The 19,335-nt window shown below is 64.0% G+C and carries 19 protein-coding genes; 15 read left to right on the forward strand and 4 right to left on the reverse strand.

What is annotated here, in order from left to right:
• Positions 1-134: 134 nt before the first annotated feature.
• The 4 genes from SE91_RS14880 (at position 135) to SE91_RS14895 (ending at position 3,783) form a co-directional block, all read left to right on the forward strand.
• The gene (locus SE91_RS14880; protein ID WP_061848101.1) at positions 135-431 is read left to right on the forward strand and encodes a hypothetical protein; all 297 of its coding nucleotides are present in this window, start codon (positions 135-137) and stop codon (positions 429-431) included.
• Between the two features lie 149 nt (positions 432-580).
• Entirely contained in the window at positions 581-2,659 is a 2,079-nt protein-coding gene (locus SE91_RS14885) for a VTT domain-containing protein (protein ID WP_245318458.1), read from the forward strand.
• Complete coding sequence (locus tag SE91_RS14890) at positions 2,659-3,348, forward strand: endonuclease/exonuclease/phosphatase family protein (protein WP_061848102.1); 690 nt, start codon at positions 2,659-2,661, stop codon at positions 3,346-3,348. The genes SE91_RS14885 and SE91_RS14890 overlap by 1 nt, the downstream gene beginning before the upstream one ends.
• 243 nt (positions 3,349-3,591) lie before the next feature.
• Complete coding sequence (locus tag SE91_RS14895; RefSeq protein WP_008559453.1) at positions 3,592-3,783, forward strand: hypothetical protein; 192 nt, start codon at positions 3,592-3,594, stop codon at positions 3,781-3,783.
• A gap of 44 nt (positions 3,784-3,827) precedes the next feature.
• On the opposite strand, the gene SE91_RS14900 is transcribed toward SE91_RS14895, so the two are convergent.
• Positions 3,828-4,406, reverse strand: coding sequence for a TIGR00645 family protein (locus SE91_RS14900; protein ID WP_061848103.1), 579 nt, complete (start codon positions 4,404-4,406; stop codon positions 3,828-3,830).
• Between the two features lie 145 nt (positions 4,407-4,551).
• Between SE91_RS14900 and SE91_RS14905 the strand changes: the two genes are divergently transcribed.
• Positions 4,552-4,842, forward strand: coding sequence for a hypothetical protein (locus SE91_RS14905; RefSeq protein WP_061848104.1), 291 nt, complete (start codon positions 4,552-4,554; stop codon positions 4,840-4,842).
• Between the two features lie 34 nt (positions 4,843-4,876).
• Here SE91_RS14905 and SE91_RS38030 read toward each other — a convergent pair whose 3' ends face one another.
• Positions 4,877-5,005, reverse strand: a complete 129-nt coding sequence (locus SE91_RS38030) for a hypothetical protein (protein WP_283806240.1) — start codon at positions 5,003-5,005, stop codon at positions 4,877-4,879.
• Between the two features lie 802 nt (positions 5,006-5,807).
• On the opposite strand from SE91_RS38030, the gene SE91_RS14910 reads away from it, so the two are divergent.
• A complete protein-coding gene (locus SE91_RS14910) occupies positions 5,808-6,749 on the forward strand; it encodes a septal ring lytic transglycosylase RlpA family protein (protein ID WP_061848105.1) in 942 nt (313 codons plus the stop codon).
• Here SE91_RS14910 and SE91_RS14915 read toward each other — a convergent pair.
• A complete protein-coding gene (locus SE91_RS14915) occupies positions 6,743-7,699 on the reverse strand; it encodes an alpha/beta fold hydrolase (protein ID WP_061848106.1) in 957 nt (318 codons plus the stop codon). The genes SE91_RS14910 and SE91_RS14915 overlap by 7 nt on opposite strands.
• A 155-nt stretch (positions 7,700-7,854) precedes the next feature.
• On the opposite strand from SE91_RS14915, the gene SE91_RS14920 reads away from it, so the two are divergent.
• From SE91_RS14920 to SE91_RS14960, 9 genes are all read left to right on the forward strand, one after another.
• Positions 7,855-9,117, forward strand: a complete 1,263-nt coding sequence (locus tag SE91_RS14920) for a D-alanyl-D-alanine carboxypeptidase family protein (RefSeq protein WP_061848107.1) — start codon at positions 7,855-7,857, stop codon at positions 9,115-9,117.
• A gap of 2 nt (positions 9,118-9,119) precedes the next feature.
• The gene (gene tmk / locus SE91_RS14925; RefSeq protein WP_060736056.1) at positions 9,120-9,806 is read left to right on the forward strand and encodes a dTMP kinase; all 687 of its coding nucleotides are present in this window, start codon (positions 9,120-9,122) and stop codon (positions 9,804-9,806) included.
• Positions 9,803-10,849, forward strand: coding sequence for a DNA polymerase III subunit delta' (locus tag SE91_RS14930; RefSeq protein ID WP_061848108.1), 1,047 nt, complete (start codon positions 9,803-9,805; stop codon positions 10,847-10,849). The genes tmk and SE91_RS14930 overlap by 4 nt, the downstream gene beginning before the upstream one ends.
• Before the next feature lie 47 nt (positions 10,850-10,896).
• Complete coding sequence (gene metG, locus SE91_RS14935) at positions 10,897-12,888, forward strand: methionine--tRNA ligase (RefSeq protein ID WP_082813725.1); 1,992 nt, start codon at positions 10,897-10,899, stop codon at positions 12,886-12,888.
• A gap of 13 nt (positions 12,889-12,901) precedes the next feature.
• Positions 12,902-13,690 (forward strand): TatD family hydrolase, encoded by a 789-nt coding sequence (locus tag SE91_RS14940; protein ID WP_061848109.1) that lies wholly within the window; start codon positions 12,902-12,904, stop codon positions 13,688-13,690.
• Positions 13,687-14,484 (forward strand): MBL fold metallo-hydrolase, encoded by a 798-nt coding sequence (locus tag SE91_RS14945; protein WP_061848110.1) that lies wholly within the window; start codon positions 13,687-13,689, stop codon positions 14,482-14,484. Before SE91_RS14940 ends, SE91_RS14945 begins: the two co-directional genes overlap by 4 nt.
• Positions 14,485-14,650: 166 nt before the next feature.
• Positions 14,651-15,244, forward strand: a complete 594-nt coding sequence (locus SE91_RS14950) for a TRAP transporter small permease (RefSeq protein WP_061851135.1) — start codon at positions 14,651-14,653, stop codon at positions 15,242-15,244.
• A gap of 2 nt (positions 15,245-15,246) precedes the next feature.
• On the forward strand, positions 15,247-16,560 hold the full coding sequence (locus tag SE91_RS14955; RefSeq protein ID WP_060736054.1) for a TRAP transporter large permease: 1,314 nt from the start codon (positions 15,247-15,249) through the stop codon (positions 16,558-16,560).
• A 38-nt stretch (positions 16,561-16,598) separates the two neighbouring features.
• Positions 16,599-17,576 carry a TRAP transporter substrate-binding protein gene (locus tag SE91_RS14960; protein ID WP_061848111.1) on the forward strand — a complete coding sequence of 326 codons (978 nt, stop codon included), beginning with the start codon at positions 16,599-16,601 and terminating at the stop codon, positions 17,574-17,576.
• A 101-nt stretch (positions 17,577-17,677) separates the two neighbouring features.
• Here the strand turns inward: SE91_RS14960 and SE91_RS14965 are convergent, their stop codons facing one another.
• Positions 17,678-19,327: an acyl-CoA synthetase gene (locus SE91_RS14965; protein WP_061848112.1), complete on the reverse strand. Its 1,650-nt coding sequence runs from the start codon at positions 19,325-19,327 to the stop codon at positions 17,678-17,680.
• Positions 19,328-19,335: the final 8 nt, after the last annotated feature.

Below are 19,335 nucleotides of genomic sequence, written 5' to 3' on the forward strand. Positions count from 1 at the left end.
GGGATCGTTCGGTTCTAAGCGTCAGCGCGTGGGGTCCATCGACCCTGCGCGCCTTTGGGAACACTTCCGAAGCTTCAGGAACTTGACCCTTTCTCGCCTGTTGTTCGCATTCTCGTCCATCCAGGGAGGGCGCTTTGGAAAGTACGATCATCGGAGAATTCGACACGCGCCGCGGTGCCGAGCTTGCGGTTGAGCATGTCGTGCAGGAATGCGGCGTGCCGCGAGGCGACGTCTTCGTCCAGCCCGTCGGCAACGCGAATACAGTGGGAACGCAGCCGTCAGGCAGCGACGTCAAGGCTGCGCCGGCGCCGGAGGGGCGGCAGAAGCTGGAAGGTCCGATTGAGGTCTCCGTAGATTTTCACGGTGATGCTCCGGAGAAAATCGCGGATGCGTTGAGGAGTGCCGGCGCGAAGACCATCCGCACTAAATGATGCCGATGCATCATGTGCCGGGATTGGGTAAACCTCTCGCGCTCGTACGCATTGAACCGCAGCCGGAAGGCAGGGAACCCCTTGAGCCTCCAGCGCGTTTAGACGCAAACGCGAATTGCGAGGTCATCCTGCTTCAGAGTTCATCGACCTTGATCCCCGGCGACACCGTCTGGCGGCGGTGCAGGGCGCAGCGCGTGGCGGTTCTGAACGATGCAGCTGCCTATTTTGCAGCCCTGCGGGAGGCGCTGCTGGAGGCGCAGGATATCGTCTACATCGTCGGATGGGACATCCACAGCAAGACCCGGCTGGTCGGAGCTTCCGGACATGCGGATGACGGCTTGCCTGTGGAGCTCGGTCCATTCCTGCACGCGCTGGTTCAGCGCCGTCCCGCCTTGCGCGTCAACATTCTCGTCTGGGACTTCGTCTCCTTTTACGCCTCCGAGAGGGAGTGGAATTCGGCGGCGAAATTCGCTGCCGGCACGGATGGCCGCGTGCGCTTTCATCTGGACGCCTCGCTTCCGTTTGGTTCGGCTCAACACCAGAAGATCGTCTGTGTCGACGGTTCAGTGGCGTTCGTCGGCGGCCTTGATCTGACGATCAGGCGCTGGGACACGAGTGACCATCGCGCTGACAACCCAATGCGCTGCGATCCCCAGCGCAAGCCATATCCGCCGTTTCATGACGTTCAATGCCTGGTCGATGGGGATGCCGCGGAGCAGCTGTTCGAGCTCGTGGAGCAACGCTGGCGTGCGGCGGGCCAACAGGTTGATGATCGGCGCACCGTAACGGGCGATCGCTGGCCGGCGAATGTGCCTGTTGAGGCCGAACATATGCCGGTGGGGATCGCCAGAACCGAAGTGGTCTGTCCTGCAGGCTCGACCATCAGGGAGGTCGAGCGCTCGTTGATCGCCGCGATCCGGTCGGCAACGAGCTTCGTGTACATCGAAAACCAGTTCACCAGTGCGACCCGGATGGCGCGCGAATTGGCGGAACAGATGTGTCGCGTGCCGTCGCTTCGGGCCCTGATCGTCGCGCCGAAACTGCATTCCTCGTGGCTGGAATCCCAAGCCATGCAGAACGGCCGGGGTGCCTTCATCGACTGCTTCAGCACGGCCGGCGTCGCCGATCGCATCCGCTTCGTCTACCCTGTCGCGCGCAGCGGGCATAAGGAAGCCGCGGTGATGGTGCACAGCAAGCTGATGGTCGTCGACGACCGGATCTTGCGGATCGGCTCGGCCAATTTGAACAATCGCTCGATGGGCGCCGACAGCGAATGCGATCTGATTTTCGAAGCTGAATCCGAGGAGCATCGGGATTTCATCAAATCGGTCCGCCGTCGCCTGATCGCGCATTTCTGCGGTCTCGACGAACAAGCCGTCACGCAGAACGAGCATCGGCTGTTCGCTTTGCTGGACGAGGCGTCGAAAACCGGTGGGACGAAGACGCTGCGGAAAGTGGAAGCTTCGGTCCTGACCAGCACGCTGGCCAGCATGGTTCAGCCGGTGGCGGATCCCGAGCTGCCGCTTCATCTGGAGCGCGCGGCATCCCGCATGTGGAATACGAAGACGTTGATCGGGGTGGCCTCGATCGCCTTGGCGCTCTTTGGCCTGGCGCTGGCCTGGTCGTACACCTCCTTGAGCGATTACGCCGACGCGGGCCACATTTCGGCGCTGCTGTCGGCCTATTCGCAGTCCGTCTGGGGACCGCCATTTGCGATCGCTGCCTTTGTCCTTGGCGGGCTGGTCATCTTTCCGGTTCTCGTGCTCATCGCCGCAACGGCTGCCGCACTGGGACCGTGGCTGGGCTTCATCACCGCCATGGTGGGCGTCCTGCTCAGCGCCCTGACCCTGTTTGCGATCGGGCGTTTCCTCGGCCGCGAACGCCTTCAGCGTTTGCTGGGGCGACGTGCCGCACGCATCCAGGAACGCGTCGTCGGCAAGGGAATTTTGGCCGTCGTCGTCATCCGTATGATTCCCATCGCACCCTTCTCGCTGGTGAACGTCGTGGCGGGTGCGAGCACGCTGCCGCTGCGTGACTTCATGGTTGGGACGCTGCTGGGCATGATGCCCGGCATTCTCGCCATGGCCGTCCTGGGCGCCCAGATCGCGGACCTCGCCAGGAATGCGTCCTGGACCAACATAGCGCTGCTCGTGCTGGCGTTCCTGGGCTGGCTCGGGATCTGCGCCGCCGCACAATTCGTCGCGACCTGGCTCGCCGGGAGACGCTGATGGCGCCGGTGCGCTTCATGACGTGGAATGTGCATGGCACCTTCAATCTCAATCCGACGTTCGATCTGGAGGGGGTCTGCTCCATCCTGCGCAAATGGACGCCTGATGTCGTTGCGCTTCAGGAGGTGGATTCGCGGTCGCGGTCGGACGATCCCTTTGCGAGGCTGGCGAGCGTCATCGGCGATCACCGCGTGCACGCCAAGTCGATCGTCACCGAGGATGGTGATTACGGTCAAATGCTGCTGAGCCGCTTTCCTTTCTCCAGCGTGCCCGAGATCGTCGATGTGTCGTATCAGGAGCGGGAGCCACGCCGGGCGATTGCCACGGATTTGCTGACGCCTGCCGGCGATGTTCGCGTGGTCGCCACGCATCTCGGCTTGAGTATTCACGAGCGCTATGCCCAGGCGCGGGCCCTGGTGAGCCTGGTGAAACCGGCAAGGACCGTCGTTCTCGGCGATTTCAACGATTGGTTCTGGGTCAAGTCAGTGCGGCGGGTGCTCGCGCAGGTCTGTCCGAGCCGGACGCGGCTGCGGACGTTCCCGTCGCGCCTACCGCTCATGCGGCTCGACCGGATCTATGCAACGTCCGACAGCCCGATCGCGAAGGTTTGGACCGACACCGAGGCGAGGGCCTATTCAGACCATTTGCCCGTGATTGCGGATATCGAGATCTCCGCCGAGGGGACATGATCGTCGTGCGTGCTGCCCCTTGCGTCGATGGTCGAGAACCGCACTTAGGATTGTCCGAAGATCGCAGAATGCCTCTGTTTTGCCCGACGGGTCAAGCGCGCTCGTCGGCTCAATAAAAAAGCTCTTGTGTTAGAATGGCTTGGCTACTGTGCATGGGGTTGTTTTCGCACAACGATCAAGGTGAGCCTTTGACGCTCGGCGAGACCGTGCGGAACCTTTTCCTCGCCGCCAAGTTGTCTCGACATGACTGAAGACCTTTCATTCCGACGCAAACCCCTGACCCCCGAGCAGCGCCAGGCGCGCGATGCGGCACGCCGGATCGAGGCCGAGAAGGCCATGCGCGATCATGAAGAGGCGCAGAAGGCGTTCTACGCTAACAAGGAGCGGCTGAGAGCCGAGCGCCTCGCGCGCGAAGCGGCCGCACCCAAAGGCTGACGCGGCCGCTAATCTAATATCTCCAAGAAGCCAGTTCTTGCGCCTCACTCGACGTGCTTGCGCGTCCCGGAATCGCCGAGCTTGTCGACATAGGCGATGCCGATCGCCGAGACGACGAAGGTGAGATGGATCAGCACCTGCCACATCACGCCGTTCTCGGTGTAGCCGGCACGGTCGGAGCCGAGATTGCCGGCCTCGATGAAGGTGCGTAGCAGCGCGATCGAGGAGATGCCGATGATGGCCATGGCGAGCTTGATCTTGAGCACGCTCGCATTGACGTGGCCGAGCCATTCCGGCTCGTCTGGATGGCCTTGTAGCTCGAGCCGCGAGACGAAGGTCTCGTAGCCGCCGACGATCACCATCACCAGCAGGTTGGAGATCATCACGACGTCGATCAGCGCCAGCACGCTCATCATGATCTGCTGCTCGGTGAAGTCGAGCGCGTGCCAGGACAGGTGCCAGAGCTCCTTGAGAAATAGCGCGATGTAGACGCACTGCGCCACGATCAGCCCGAGATACAGCGGCAGCTGCAGCCAGCGCGAGCCGAAGATGATCATCGGCAGCAGGCGCAGGCGCGGCGAGGGCGGACGGGGTTCGGTGCGGGCCTCTGGCTCAACCGACATTCGGGCAGCATCCTCGAAGCGAGATGATCTCGCCGTCCTGTAACCCGGCAAGATGGCCGGCGGAAGACGCAGCGCGCTCCTCTCCTGATAGGCATGGTGTCGTTTCATGCTACCGTGCCGCGCGGCCGGAAGCGGGAGGTGGGGAGTGTCTTGGAGCGGCTTTGGCAAACGAGGCGGCGCAATCGCGCTCGCCGTCACGGTCGTGACCAGCTTCGCCAGCGCAGGGGCATCGGCAACCCCGCTGACGCCGTTTCGCTACGAGGCGCAGGCGCAGCGTCATTGCCCGCACGATCAGGTGGTCTGGCTCGATTTCAGGAAGGGCATCTACTACACGAGGAGCCAGAGGCGATATCGCCAGGGCCTCGACGGCAGCTTCGTCTGTCTGAGCGAAGCGCGCGACGCCGGCTATCGCCGCTCACTGCTTGGCCTGCGCTGAGCGGCGCGTGACCGGGGCGCGAAGGCGAGCGGGGCTATTTGCGATTCGGCAGCTTCACCGGCACGTGCGGCGAGGTGCTGATGACCCGGGGGCTTCCATCCGGGTAGGTGCGATCGCCGCGGATCAGGGATTCCAGAACCAGGAAAAACTTCTCGGCAAGCATGGTAAGTCACCTTCGTTGGTGATGGCCTCTTGAAATGTAGGTCGAGGCGCCGAACGCGGAAATTCAATCAACTAAATGGGAGCCGGACAACTCCGGGCAAACACCTGCTCGCGGTGCAATGGTCGTCGTCGGGGAAGACGAGGAGATCTGTCTGAGGTTAGCCGAACGCCAGCGCCACGAGGCTCGAGCAGAGCAGGACGAAGCCGCCTGCGGTCAACACGAGGAAGCCGTCGGATACGAGGTCATGATTGCGCATGGGACACCTGCCGCTCTCGTCTTCGATGCTCGATCGGATCGATTAAATTGTCCGAACGTGTCGCCTTGAAAGAGGTGATGCTTGCCGTCCGCGCGAGTGCCGTCAGGCCCTCGTGCGGTAACCTTCGAACGCATGGGCCAGGAAGATCCCCGCGCTTACCAGACCCATCAGTGCCGAAACCGTCTCGATCATCGTTAACTTCCAAATCCCGCCCTTGCATCAAAGAGAACGCGTGCGGCCTTGCACAGTCAAAAGAATTTCGGTGAGCGGCGCGACAATGGGGGTGGGGTGAGGCTTCGGCGCAACAGAATGTCCAGCCTTGGTACAGAGCAGGGCGCTGCGCTCCGTAGACCGACGGGGAGACGCGAACGTCCCGTTTACCATCCCGGCGGGATCGCTGCGGGCTCCCCATTTCCGCCGTGTTCGGGTTGCGTTATCGTTACCGCTTCCGATGCGGTGGTGGGCCGCCTCGGATCACAGACTGGACGGCGCTCCCGTAGCCAACGCGGGTTGGGCAGGCCGCCGGCGGAATGGTATTTGGGGCGAATGGGGATCCGACGATCAGATTCGGTGTTGCGGGCCGCGCGTGGTGTTGCTGCGGTCGCGACCTGCCTTGCGCTCGCCAATTGCGCCTCCTCGAACAAGTTCGCCAGCCGGGTTGATCCCAAGTACGGCGTGTCCTCGAGCCCCCGGGTGGTGGCCTTCGGCGATCCGGTCCCGAAGGGCGGCGGCACCTACCGTGTCGGCAAGCCCTATGTCGTGGCGGGCAAGACCTACGTGCCCGAGGAGGACGTCAATTACCGCGCCGAGGGCATGGCGTCCTGGTACGGCGATGACTTCCACGGCCGCCTGACCGCCAATGGCGAGGTGTTCGACATGACCTCGCTGACGGCGGCGCATCCGACCCTGCCGATGCCGTCCTACGCGCGGGTGACCAATGTCTCGAACGGCAAGTCGCTGATCGTCCGCGTTAATGACCGCGGGCCCTATCACGGCAACCGGCTCATCGACGTCTCGAACAAGGCCGCCGAACTGCTTGAATTCAAAGGCAATGGTGTCGCCAAAGTGCGGGTCGAATACGTCGGCCGGGCGCCGCTCGAAGGCTCCGACGACCGCCAGCTGATGGCGACCCTGCGCACCGGCGTTCCGGCGCCGACCCCCTCGATGGTCCGGGTCGCTTCGGCCAAGCCCTTCGTGCCGGAATTGGCCTCGTCGAGCCGCGGTGCCATTCGCGGCGAGGTGCCGATGCCGGAGGGACGGCCCTACAATCTCGGCAACAGCTCGGCCGATATGGCCTCGCTCAACGCGACCTCGGAAATGTCGGCCTCGAGCCGCGGCCGGGGCCGGGGCCGGGCGCTCCAGAACGCCCGCGCGGTGTCCTATAACGAGGACGGCCGCTACGCGACCGAAGGCGCGCCGTCCGCCGCCTATTCCTCAGATGGCGCAGCTGAGGCCCGCAGCATCCTGAGCGGCCGCGGGCTCTACTGAGCCGCGCTCTCCTTTACAAACGTCACCAGGGCCGCGTTCACCTCCTCGGGACGCTCCTGCTGGACCCAATGGCCGGCACCGTCGAGGATCAGCTTGCACTTGAGGTTGGGTAGCACGCGCTCGAGCTCGTTGACGCGCTTGGCCCCGATCAGGCCCGTGATGACGGCGTCCTTCGAGCCGGCGATGAACAGCGAGGGCTGGTGAATCTGGGCATCCTGCCAAGGCGCCGTCAGCTCCCAATTGCGGTCGATGTTGCGGTACCAGTTCAGCCCGCCGCGGAAGCCGGACTTGCGGAAGCTTTCGGTGAAATAGGCGAGGTCAGCCTCGCTCAGCCAGCCGGGCAGCGGCTCCTCGGCGCCGGCATGGCCGAGAAAGCCCCTGCCTTCCTGCACGAACATCGCCGCGGAGGGATCGGCCAAGCCGCGCCCGCCGAGCACGATGCGCATGGTGCGGGCGACGTCACGCTCAAGCTCGGCCTCGGCGACGCCCGGCGTCTGGAAATACTGCCAATAGAAGTTCGTGATGCCACCCTGGCGCAGCAGGTCGAGCGGCCTGCCGCGGCCGCGGAAGGGTGGCGGCACGCTCAGGCCAGCGACCGCCGTGAAGATGTCAGGGCGGAACAGCGCCGCGTGCCAGGCCACCGGTGCGCCCCAGTCGTGCCCGACCACCATCGCCTTGCTCTCACCCAGGGCCTGGACCAGGCCGACGATGTCGCCGACGGTATCGAAAATGGAATAGGCGGCCACGTCGGGCGGCGCTGCGCTCTGACCGTAGCCGCGCATGTCGGGGGCGACAACACGAAAGCCGGCCGCCGCCAGAGCCGGGATCTGATGGCGCCAGGAATAGGACAGTTCGGGCCAGCCATGACACAGCACTACGAGCGGCCCCTGGCCCTGCTCGCGGATGAAGAGGTCGATCCCGTTGGCCTTGATCATCCGGGTTGAGAACATTCGCTTTTCGGCCTTGTTTCAGGGGTTTGGTCGGGAAATGTGATGTGCCACGATAGGGGCGCGACGAGAATCGTGCAATCTCTGGATCGCGTGTCCAACCCTGTGTTGTTCGCGCCCATTCCAACTGTTAGAACGCCGCTCTCAGGGCTTGAGCCATGGCATTTCTTCTTTCCCAGCTTCGTCGCCCCCGGCTCACCGCCGGTGCGCTGGCGCGCGGGCTGATCGCGGCGGTTCTGGTCATGGGCATCGGCTGGGGCGGGGCGATCTACGCCGCCAACCAGAGCGTCCAGGGCGCGAAGAAAGCGGAAGACACGGGTTTCGACGGCGATGCCCCGACTGCGATCCTGATCGAGGCCTCCTCGGGCAGCGTGCTCTTCGAGAAGAACGCTGACGAGCTGCGCGCGCCCTCCAGCATGATGAAGCTGATGACCGCAGAGGTCGTCTTCAACGCCGTCAAGAAGGGCGACATCAAGCTGACCGACGAGTACCGGATCAGCGAGAATGCCTGGCGCAGGGGCGGGGCGCCCTCGGGCGGCTCGACCATGTTCGCCGCGATCAACAGCAAGGTCTCGGTCGACGATCTCCTGCATGGGGCGATCATCCAGAGCGGCAACGATGCCTGCATCGCGCTCGCCGAGGCCATGGCGGGCAACGAGCGGATCTTCGCGGCCGATTTCATGACCAAGCGCGCGCGCGAGCTCGGCCTTACCCGATCGACCTTCGCCAACGCGAGCGGCTTGCCCGATCCCGGCAACAAGATGACGGTGCGCGAGCTCGGCATGCTCGCCCGGCATATCATCCTGGATTTCCCCGAGTTCTACAAACTGTTCGGCGAGAAGGAGTTCACCTGGAACAAGATCCGCCAGCCCAACCGGAATCCGCTGCTCAATTCGATGGAAGGCGCCGACGGCCTCAAGACCGGCTTCACCAAGGAGGGCGGCTACGGCATGGTCGGCTCGGCCGTGCAGAACGGCACGCGGCTGATCGTGGTCGTCAACGGGCTGGACGATCCTGATGACCGTGCCACGGAAGCCAAGAAGATGCTGGAATGGGGCTTTCGCAATTTCGAGACCCGCACGCTGATCGCGGCCGAGCAGCCCGTCGGCTACGCCAAGGTGTTCGGCGGCGAGAGCCGTTCGGTCAAGCTCGTCGCCAAGACGCCCGTGAAGGTGATGGTGCACAGGAACGGGAGCGACAAGCTGATCGCCCGCGTCGTCTATAGCGGCCCGGTGCAGGCGCCGGTCGAGGCTGGCCAGAAGATCGGCGTGGTCAAAGTCTGGCGCAGCGGTAACATTGCGGTGGAGACGCCGGTCTATGCCGCCGAGGCTGTTGGCACCGGCTCGACCATGCGCCGCGCGATCGACGGTGCCAGCGAGCTCGTGATCGGCATGTTCCGCGCAGGCGCCGAGAAGCTCTGACCATGAGTGAAAGTGCGGTACGCTGGCCGTCTGGACGCGGACGCTTCATCACCTTTGAAGGTGGTGAGGGGACGGGCAAGTCGACCCAGATCAAGAAGCTTGCCGATCGCCTCAAGGCGGCAAGGATGCGCATCCTGGTCACGCGCGAGCCGGGCGGCTCGCCGGGCGCAGAGATCATGCGCCATCTGGTACTGTCGGGAATGGGCAAGCTGCTCGGGCCCGAGGCCGAGACGCTGCTGTTCGCCGCAGCCCGCGACGACCATGTCCGCAGCGTGATTCAGCCCGCGCTCAACCAGGGCGCCTGGGTGCTTTGCGACCGTTTCGCCGACTCGACGCGGGCCTACCAGGGCAGCCTCGGCCGCGTGCCGGCTGGCCTGATCAATGCCATGCAGCGTGTCACGATCGGCGATCTCAAGCCGGACCTCACCATCATCCTCGACCTGCCGGTCGAGATCGGCCTGCAGCGCGCCGCCGCGCGCCGCGGCAGCGCTACGCCCGACCGCTTCGAGGGCGAGAACCTCAAGTTCCACCAAGATCTCCGCGATGCCTATCGGAAGATCGCTGCGGAAGAGCCCGCGCGTTGTGTGATGATCGACGCCAATTCCGATCCCGATACGGTTGCCGGGCGCATCTGGACGGCGCTGCGCGAACGTCTCCTTCCCACCCCAGCATCGGTGCTATCGCGATGAGCCCGCGCCAGACCGAGCGCGAAACCGCGATTGCGCATCCGCGCGAAACGTCGAGGCTGTTCGGCCATCGCGAGGCCGAGGCGGCGCTGCTCGCAGCCTATCGCAGCGGGCGCATCCCGCATGCCTGGCTGATCGGCGGACCGCAGGGGATCGGCAAGGCAACGCTGGCCTACCGCATGGCGCGCTTCGTGCTCGCCCATGGTCAGCCGATGGCGCCCTCGGTGCAGCACGCCGAGGACCTTGCGATCGGTCCCGATGATTCCGTGGCTCGACAGGTCGCGGCGAGTTCGCATGGTGGCCTGCTGACGCTGGAGCGCACCGCCAACGACCGCGGCGTGATGCGCACTGTCATCACCGTCGATGAGACGCGCGAGACGATCGGCTTCTTCGGCTCCACGGCCGCAGCCGAAGGCTGGCGCGTCTGTATCGTCGATACCGTTGACGAGTTGAATCCCAATGCAGCCAACGCGCTGCTGAAGATCCTCGAAGAGCCCCCGCAGCGATCACTCTTCTTGCTGGTCAGCCACGCCCCCGCACGCGTGCTCGCCACGATCCAGTCGCGCTGCCGCAAGCTGCGGCTTCGCCCGCTCGCCGCGGACGATGTGATCGGCGCTGCAGCCTCGGCGGCCGATCTCGATCCGAGCGATCCGGCGCTGCGCGAGGCGGCCGAAGCCTCGGAGGGCAGTGTTGCACGGGCGCTGACGCTGCTCGGCGGCGATGCGCTCAAGCTCCAGCAGCGCACGGCGGCGCTGCTCGCGCGTCTGCCGCAGGTCGATCCGCGCGAATTGCACACGCTCGGAGATTCGCTCGGCAGCAGCGACCGCGTCGCGCTCGCGGCCTTCATCGACGGCATCGACCGCTGGATCGCGGAGCGCCTGCATGCGGACGAAGCCAATGCCAACCAGAACCTGCCGCGCCTTGCGCGTCTAGCTGAGGTATGGGAAAAGATCGTCCGCGCTGCGCGCGACACCGAAACCTACAATCTGGAGCGCAAGCCCTTGGTTTTCTCGGTGTTCGGCTGGCTGGCGGACGCAACGCGCTAGGCGCAGAGCCGTTTCCAAATTTCGAGAAGCCGGTAAAGGAATTCGTGGTGGCAACGCGAGCTAAAAAAACCGTCAAGGTCAAGCGCGGCAAGAAGGCTGCGAAGAAGGCCGTCAAGAAAACCGCGAAGAAGGCTGTGAAGTCGCACGCGCGCAAAGCTGCGAAAAAGGCCAAGAAGACTGCTGCCAAGAGGGGCCTGAAGAAGGGCACTGGGAAGACGTCCAAGAAGGCGGCTAAGAAGCAGCCTGCCGCCAAGAAGGCGGTAAAGAAGGCTGCCAAGACACTGGCCAAGACACCGTCCAAGGCTCCGGCGAAGCGGGTGGCCAAAAAGGCAAGGGCGGCTGCGTCCGCCCTGACGTCCGCTCCGGCTGCCGTCGCTACGCCGCCGGAGACGTTGAAGTCCCAGGTGTCCAAGCCAAAAGTGTCCAAGCCTAAGGCACCGCGTGCGCCAAAGCCCGCTGCGGCTTCGCGGGCCGCAGCGTCCGTCGCCGCTCCCGCGCGCGATAACGTCTTCTACATCACCACGGCGATCGCCTATCCCAATGGCAGCCCGCATATCGGTCACGCCTATGAGGCGATCTCGACCGACGTGCTGGCGCGCTTTGCCCGGCTCGACGGCAAGGACGTGTTCTTCCTGACCGGCACCGACGAACATGGTCAGAAAATGGTTCAGACGGCGGTCGGCGAGAACATGTCCGTCTCCGCGCTCGCGGCCCGCAATGCCGGCCGCTTCAAGGAAATGGACCAGCGTCTGAACGTGTCGTTCGACCGCTTTATCCGCACCACCGAGGAGCAGCATCATCGCTCCAGCCAGGAGATCTGGCGGCGCATGGAAGCAAACGGCGACATCTATGCCGACACTTATGCCGGTTGGTACTCCGTGCGGGACGAGGCGTATTACGCCGAGGACGAAACGCGCGTAAACGGCGACGGCGTCCGGCTCGGCCCGCAGGGCACGCCGGTCGAATGGGTTGAGGAGAAGAGCTATTTCTTCCGCCTGTCGGCGTACCAGGACAAGCTACTCAAGCTTTATGCAGACCACCCCGAATTCGTCGGGCCTGACTCGCGCAAGAACGAGGTGGTGAGCTTCGTCAAAGGTGGCCTGCGCGATCTCTCGATCTCGCGGACGACGTTCGATTGGGGCGTGAAGGTGCCAGGCGACGAAGAGCACGTGATGTATGTCTGGGTCGACGCGCTGACCAACTACATCACCGGCGTCGGCTTCCCCGACGAGCAGGACGCGAATTGGCGCTATTGGCCGGCCGACGTGCACATCATCGGCAAGGACATCATCCGTTTCCACGCCGTGTATTGGCCGGCGTTCCTGATGTCTGCGGGGATTCCGCTGCCGAAGCGGGTCTATGCCCACGGCTTCCTGTTCAACAGGGGCGAGAAGATGTCGAAGTCGGTCGGCAACACTGTCGATCCATTCAACCTCGCCGACCAGTACGGCGTCGACCAGTTGCGATACTTCTTTCTGCGCGAGGTGCCGTTCGGCCAGGACGGCAATTACAACCACGAGGCCATCGTTGCGCGGATCAATGCGGATCTCGCCAACGACCTCGGCAACCTTGCGCAACGCTCATTGTCGATGATCGCCAAGCAACTCGGCGGCGTGCTGCCGGAGCCGGGCGAGTTCAGCGACAATGACAAGGCCATCCTGGCGATGGCCGACGGCATGATCGCCGCATCGCGCGAAGCCATGGCGACGCAGCAGATCCATCACTGGCTCAATGCCGTGTGGGCGGTGGTGGCGGAAGCCAATCGCTATTTCGCGGGCGAGGCGCCATGGGCGCTCGCCAAGACCGACCCTATCAGGCAGAAGACGGTGCTCTATGTCACCGCCGAGGTCGTGCGCCAGATCGCGATCCTGGCCCAGCCGGCGATGCCGACAGCCTCGGGATTGCTGCTCGACAGTCTCGGCATCCCCGCGGAGGAGCGCAATTTCGTGATGCTCGGCGGCGCCACGCGGATCGCGCCCGGCTCGACCTTGCCGGCGCCGACGCCGGCGTTCCCGCGCTACATCGAGCCGGCGGCCTGAAGGCGTTCGCGTGATGCTGGTCGACAGCCATTGTCATCTGGATTTTCCCGACTTTGCGGATGATCTCGACGGGATCGTGTCGCGGGCGCGCGCAGCCGGCATCGCACGTATGGTCACGATCTCGACGCGGGTGAGGAAGCTGAACCAGCTTCTGGCCATCGCCGCGCGCTATGACGACGTCTATTGCACGGTCGGCACCCATCCGCACAATGCGGACGAGGAGGACGGCATTGCGGCGGACGAGCTGGTCGCGCTGACGGAGCATCCCAAGGTCGTCGCGCTCGGCGAAGCCGGGCTCGATTATTTCTACGACAACGGCTCACCCGAGGCGCAGGCGAGGGGTTTTCTCGCTCACATTGCCGCTGCCCGAGCGACCGGCCTGCCGCTCGTGATCCACACCCGCGAGGCGGACGAGGACTGCGCGCGTATCCTCGAGGAGGAGGCCGGGCGTGGATCGTTTCGCGGCGTGCTGCATTGTTACACGGGCGGGCGCGAGCTTGCGCTGAAGGCAGTGGCGCTGGGGCTCTATATCGGTTTCACGGGCATCCTGACCTTCAAGAAGTCGGAGGCCCTGCGTGCGCTGGCGGCCGAACTGCCGTCCGACCGTATTCTGGTTGAAACAGACTCGCCCTATCTTGCGCCCGGGAAGTTCCGGGGCAAACGCAACGAGCCGGCTTATGTCGTCGAGGTCGCCAAAGTGCTTGCTGAGACGCGCGGCGTGTCGCTGGAAGAGATCTCGCGTCAGACCACCGAGAACTTCTTCCGTCTGTTCTCCAAGGTAAAGGTTTCGGAAGGCGCATGACGCTGACGCTGACGATCCTGGGATGCGGCTCCTCCGCCGGCGTGCCGCGCCCGGCGCTCGGCTGGGGCGCCTGCGATCCCAACAATCCCAAGAACCGCCGTCGTCGCTGTTCGCTGCTGGTCGAACGCACCTCCGAGCACGGCACCACGCGCATCGTGATCGACACGTCCCCCGACCTGCGCGAGCAATTGCTGTCGGCCGATGTCGACCACATCGACGCCGTGTTCCTGACCCACGAGCACGCCGACCAGACCCATGGCATGGACGATCTGCGCTCGGTCGTCATGAAGATGCGTCACCGCATCCCAACCTACCTCAATCAGTCGACCGCCAAGGATATCATGTCGCGGTTCTCTTATTGCTTCATCTCGCCGGAAGGGAGCGATTATCCGCCGATCCTGACGCAGCATTCGATCGAGGCGGGCGAGAGCCAGACGATCGTGGGGAAGGGTGGTGCGGTGACGATGACCGCCTTTCTGGTGCAGCACGGCAACATTCCCGCGCTCGGCTACCGCATCGGGGATGCCGCCTATACGCCCGATCTCCATGACATCCCGCGTGAGAGCTGGGGCGCACTCGAAAACCTCGATCTCTGGATCGTCGATGGTTTGCGTTACACCACCCATTCCAGTCATTTCAGCGTCAACGACGCGCTGTCATGGATCGAGCGATTCAAGCCGAAACGCGCGGTCATCACCAACATGGCCTACGAGGTCGATTACGAGGTCCTCCGGCTGTCGCTGCCTGCCGGCGTGGTGCCGGCCTATGACGGACTGCGCTTGGAGACGCGCTAAACCCGCGGTGGAAATTCCTCTGCCTGCCGGCATAGACCTTGCTTCCGTCTACACCATCATGTTGATCTAACGTCTGAAAGACAGGCGCTGGACAGAGAGCGATATTGAGGCAGCACCGGCACTGACGTGCACGCGCCGGTGTCCGTTTGAATCGCCTCGTATGACGATGGGGATCGTGTTGGCAGGAGACGATGTAGCGGCTCGGGGACTGGTGCGACGCGCTCTGGATCTCCTTTATCTCAGTGCAGGCTACGCCGCGGGCGTCTTCCTGGTTGCGATCTTCGCAATCATGATGGCCATGTCGGTCGGGCGTCAGTTTGCGATCAACATTCCCGCCGGCGATGATTTCGCGTCCTGGTGCATGGCCGCGATGGCCTTCCTCGGCCTCGCTCACACCTTCAAGCGCGGAGAGATGATCCGCGTCGGCCTGCTGCTCGAACGTCTGCACGGGCGGACCAAGCAGATCGCGGAGATCGTGGCGCTCGGCATTGCCACTGCCTTCATCCTCTATTTCACGCGCCACGCGGTGCAGATGACCTATGATTCCTGGCGCTTCAACGACGTTGCGCAGGGCGTCGTCGCCCTTCCGCTCTGGATTCCGCAGCTTGGCTTTGCCGGCGGCCTTGCGATCCTGTCGATCGCGCTGATCGATGAGATGGTCAACGTCATTGGCGGCAATCGTCCCAGTTACGAGAAGGGGTCGCCGGACGAGACGCCGGAGGAGTTCGTCGAGCGTATCTCGCAGGGCGGCGGAGGTTGAGGATGACCAATCTCGGCATGATCGAGCTGTCGTTCATTCTGCTCGGCGTCATGATCCTGCTGCTCGGGAGCGGCGTCTGGATCGCGGTCTCGCTCGGGCTGGTCGGCTTCGTGGCGATGGCGCTGACCACGAGCCTGCCGCTCGGCTCCGTGCTAGCGACCACCACCTGGAGCGCGAGCGCGTCCTGGACGCTGGCGGCGCTGCCGTTGTTCATTTGGATGGGCGAGATTCTGTTCCGCACCAAATTGTCGGAGGAAATGTTCCGCGGCCTGTCGCCCTGGGTGCAGTGGCTGCCGGGACGGCTGACGCATGTGAACGTGATCGGCTGCGGCATCTTTGCGGCGGTGTCCGGCTCGTCGGCCGCGACCTGCGCGACGATCGGCAAAATCGCGCTGCCCGAGCTCGACAAGCGTGGCTACGACAAGAGCCTGAGCCTCGGATCGCTCGCGGGCTCCGGCACGCTCGGCCTCCTGATCCCGCCTTCGATCCCGATGGTGGTCTATGCGGTCACGGCGAATGTCTCGGTGCTTCAGGTGTTCCTCGGGGGCTTCCTGCCGGGATTGCTCGTGATCGCGCTCTATTCCGGCTACATCATCATCTGGTCGCTGCTCAACCCGACGAAAATTCCGCCGCGCGATCCACCGATGCCATTCCGGCAGAAGCTACGCGAGTCGGCCAAGCTCGCACCCTGCCTGCTGCTGATCCTGGCGGTGTTCCTGTCGCTCGTTCTCGGCTTTGCGACAGCGACGGAATGCGCGGCGTGGGGCGTGTCGGGCGCGCTGCTGCTGGCGTGGTGGAGCGGCACGCTCACGCGCAAGAATTTCCTCGAGAGCATCATGAGTGCGACGCGCCTGACCTGCATGATCATGCTGATCCTCGCAGGCGCGGCCTACACCACGGCGGCGATGGCCTATACGGGCATTCCGGCCGCGCTCGCCACCTGGGTCCAGGGGCAGGAGCTGACACCCAGCATGCTGGCGCTGTATCTGAGCATCATGTACATCATCCTGGGCTGCCTGATCGACGGTATCTCGATGATCGTCCTGACCGCCGTCATCGTGCTGCCGATGGTGAGGCAGGCCGGTCTAGACCTGGTCTGGTTCGGCGTCTACCTCATCATCCACGTCGAGATGGCGCAGATCACGCCACCGGTCGGCTTCAATCTGTTCGTGCTGCAGAACATGAGCGGCCGCGACACGTTCACCGTGGCGCGAGCGGCCTTTCCGTTCTTCGTGCTTTTGCTGGTCGCCGTGTTCATCATCACCGAGTATCCGCAGATCGTGATGTTCTTGCCCAAGCTTGCTTTCCCAGATTGAGCGTATCCGTTCCAGAAATGACCGTGAGGAGAAGCCCGATGATGTCTCGTTTAGTCCGCGCATCCCTGATCGCCGGCCTCGTGATGGCCGCGACGCCAGCCTTGGCCCAGACCAAATGGAATTTGCCGGCGGCATATCCTGCCGACAATCCGCACTCCGAAAATCTGGTGGCCTTCGCCAAGGACGTCGAGGCCGCGACATCAGGCAAGCTACTGATCACGGTTCATCCCGGCGCCTCGCTGTTCAAGGCGCCCGACATCAAGCGCGCGGTGGTGACAGGGCAGGCGCAGATGGGCGAAGTACTGCTCTCGATCCACGAGAACGAGGATCCGCTTTTCGGGGTCGACGTCGTGCCGTTCCTCGCGACCAGCTTTCCCGACGCCATGAAACTGTACCAGGCCTCCAAGCCGGCGATTACCAAGAAGCTCGATGCGCAAGGTCTCAAGCTGCTGTTCGTCGTGCCGTGGGCGCCGCAGGGCGTCTACGTCAACAAGCCTCTGGCGACGATCGAAGACATGAAGGGCTTGAAGTGGCGCGCCTACAATGTCGGGACGGCGCGTATCGGCGAATTGGTTGGCGCGCAATCGGTCACGATCCAGGCGGCCGAGCTGCCGCAAGCGCTTGCGACCGGCGTCGTGAACTCCTTCATGTCGTCGGGCGGCACCGGCTACGATGCGAAGGCGTGGGAGTCGCTGAAATATTTCTATGACGTGCAGGCCTGGATTCCGAAGAACTACACCTTCGTCAACAAAGCCGCGTTCGAGGCGCTGGACAAGCCGACCCAGGAGGCAATCCTGAAGGCGGCGGCGACAGCGGAAACGCGTGGCTGGAAGGCCTGGCAGGACAAGAGCACCTGGTATCTCGATCAGCTCAAGGCGAAAGGGATGAACGTCGAGCCGCCGAGCCCGGCCCTCAAGGCCGGATTCCAGAAGATCGGCGAGCAGCTCACCGCCGACTGGCTCAAGAAGGCAGGAGCCGACGGCCAGGCAGTGGTCGACGCCTATAAGAAGATGTGAGACCGGCGAGGCCCTTCCGCTCACCGCTCTCGGGCGTGTGGGCGGAGGGCTCGTTCGGTATCGAGACAGCCTCCGTAAGCGCTGCTGATCTAAATGGCGCTTTAGGCCGAGATCGCCTTCGCCGATCCGACTTCATTGCGCAGCAGGAATTTCTGGATCTTGCCCGTCGACGTCTTCGGGATCGGCCCGAACATGATCGCCTTCGGGGTCTTGAATCCGCTCAAATGCGATCGGCAGAACGCGATGATGTCAGCTTCGCTGGCGCTGGCGCCGTCCTTGAGCTCGACGAAGGCGCAGGGCACCTCGCCCCATTTCGCATCGGGCTTGGCAACCACGGCCGCGAACAGCACGGCCGGGTGCTTGTAGAGGATGTCCTCGACCTCGACCGAGGAGATGTTCTCGCCGCCGGAAATGATGATGTCCTTGGAACGGTCCTTGATGATGACGTAGCCATGCTCGTCGAGCACGCCGAGATCGCCGGTGTGAAACCAGCCGCCTTCGAAGGCTTCCCGGGTCGCCTTCTCGTTCTTGAGATAGCCCTTCATCACGATGTTGCCGCGGAACATGACCTCGCCGATGGTCTCGCCGTCACGTGGCACCTCCCGCATCGTTTGCGGGTTGATGACGGTGACGGCTTCCTCGAGCGGGTAGGGCACGCCCTGCCGGCGCTTCATGCGCGCGCGCTCGGCGGCGGGCAGATCATCCCAGCCGGGCTGCTCTGCGCAGACGGAGGCGGGGCCGTACACCTCGGTCAGGCCATACACATGTGTCAGCTTGATGCCGATGCTTTCGGCGCCTTCGAGCACGGCGACCGGCGGCGCGGCGCCAGCGATCAGGCCGACCACCCGGCGCGCGGCGTTGCCTTTGGGCGCATCGGGCGCGTTGATCAGAGTGTTGTAGACGATCGGCGCGCCGCACATATGGGTGACGCCATGCTGCTTGATCAGCTCGAAAATCTTGCTCGGCTCGACCTTGCGCAGGCAGACATTGATGCCCGCGGACGCCGCAATGGTCCATGGGAAGCACCAGCCGTTGCAGTGGAACATCGGCAGCGTCCACAGATAGACCGGATGCTGGCCGAGATTGCCGGCGAGGATGTTGCTGACGGCGTTGAGATACGCGCCGCGATGATGGGTGACGACGCCCTTGGGATTGCCCGTGGTGCCCGAGGTATAGCTCAGTGCGATCGCGTCCCATTCGTCGGTCGGCAGGATCGCGGCGAAGTTCGGGTCTCCGAGCCCGAGCGCCGCCTCATATTCGATCTCGCCGATGCGTTTGCCGCCCTTGAAGGCGGTATCGTCGACGTCAATCACGAGCGGCTTCGGCCCACTCATCTGCGCCAGCGCGTCGCTGATGACGCCGGAGAATTCCGGGTCGACCAGGATGACCTTGGCGCCGCCATGATCGAGCTGAAACGCGATGGAAGGCGCATCGAGGCGGATGTTGAGGGCGTTAAGCACGGCACCCGTCATCGGGACGGCGAAGTGCGCCTCGTTCATCGCCGGGATGTTCGGCAGCATCGCGGCCACGGTGTCGCCGACGCCGATGCCCTTGCCGGCGAGATAGGACGCGAAGCGCTTGCAACGCTCGTGGGTCTGCGCCCAGGTGAAGCTGCGGCCCTCATAGACGGTGCTGACGTGATCGGGAAAGACCGCGGCGCTGCGCGCGAGGAAGCTCAACGGGCTCAGGGGCACATAGTTGGCGGGGGTCTTGTCGAGGCCGATATTGTACTGGTTCTGCCGCTCACTCATCGACGCCT

This window comes from Bradyrhizobium sp. DOA1, assembly GCF_001593325.1.
Classification (GTDB): Bacteria; Pseudomonadota; Alphaproteobacteria; order Rhizobiales; family Xanthobacteraceae; genus Bradyrhizobium.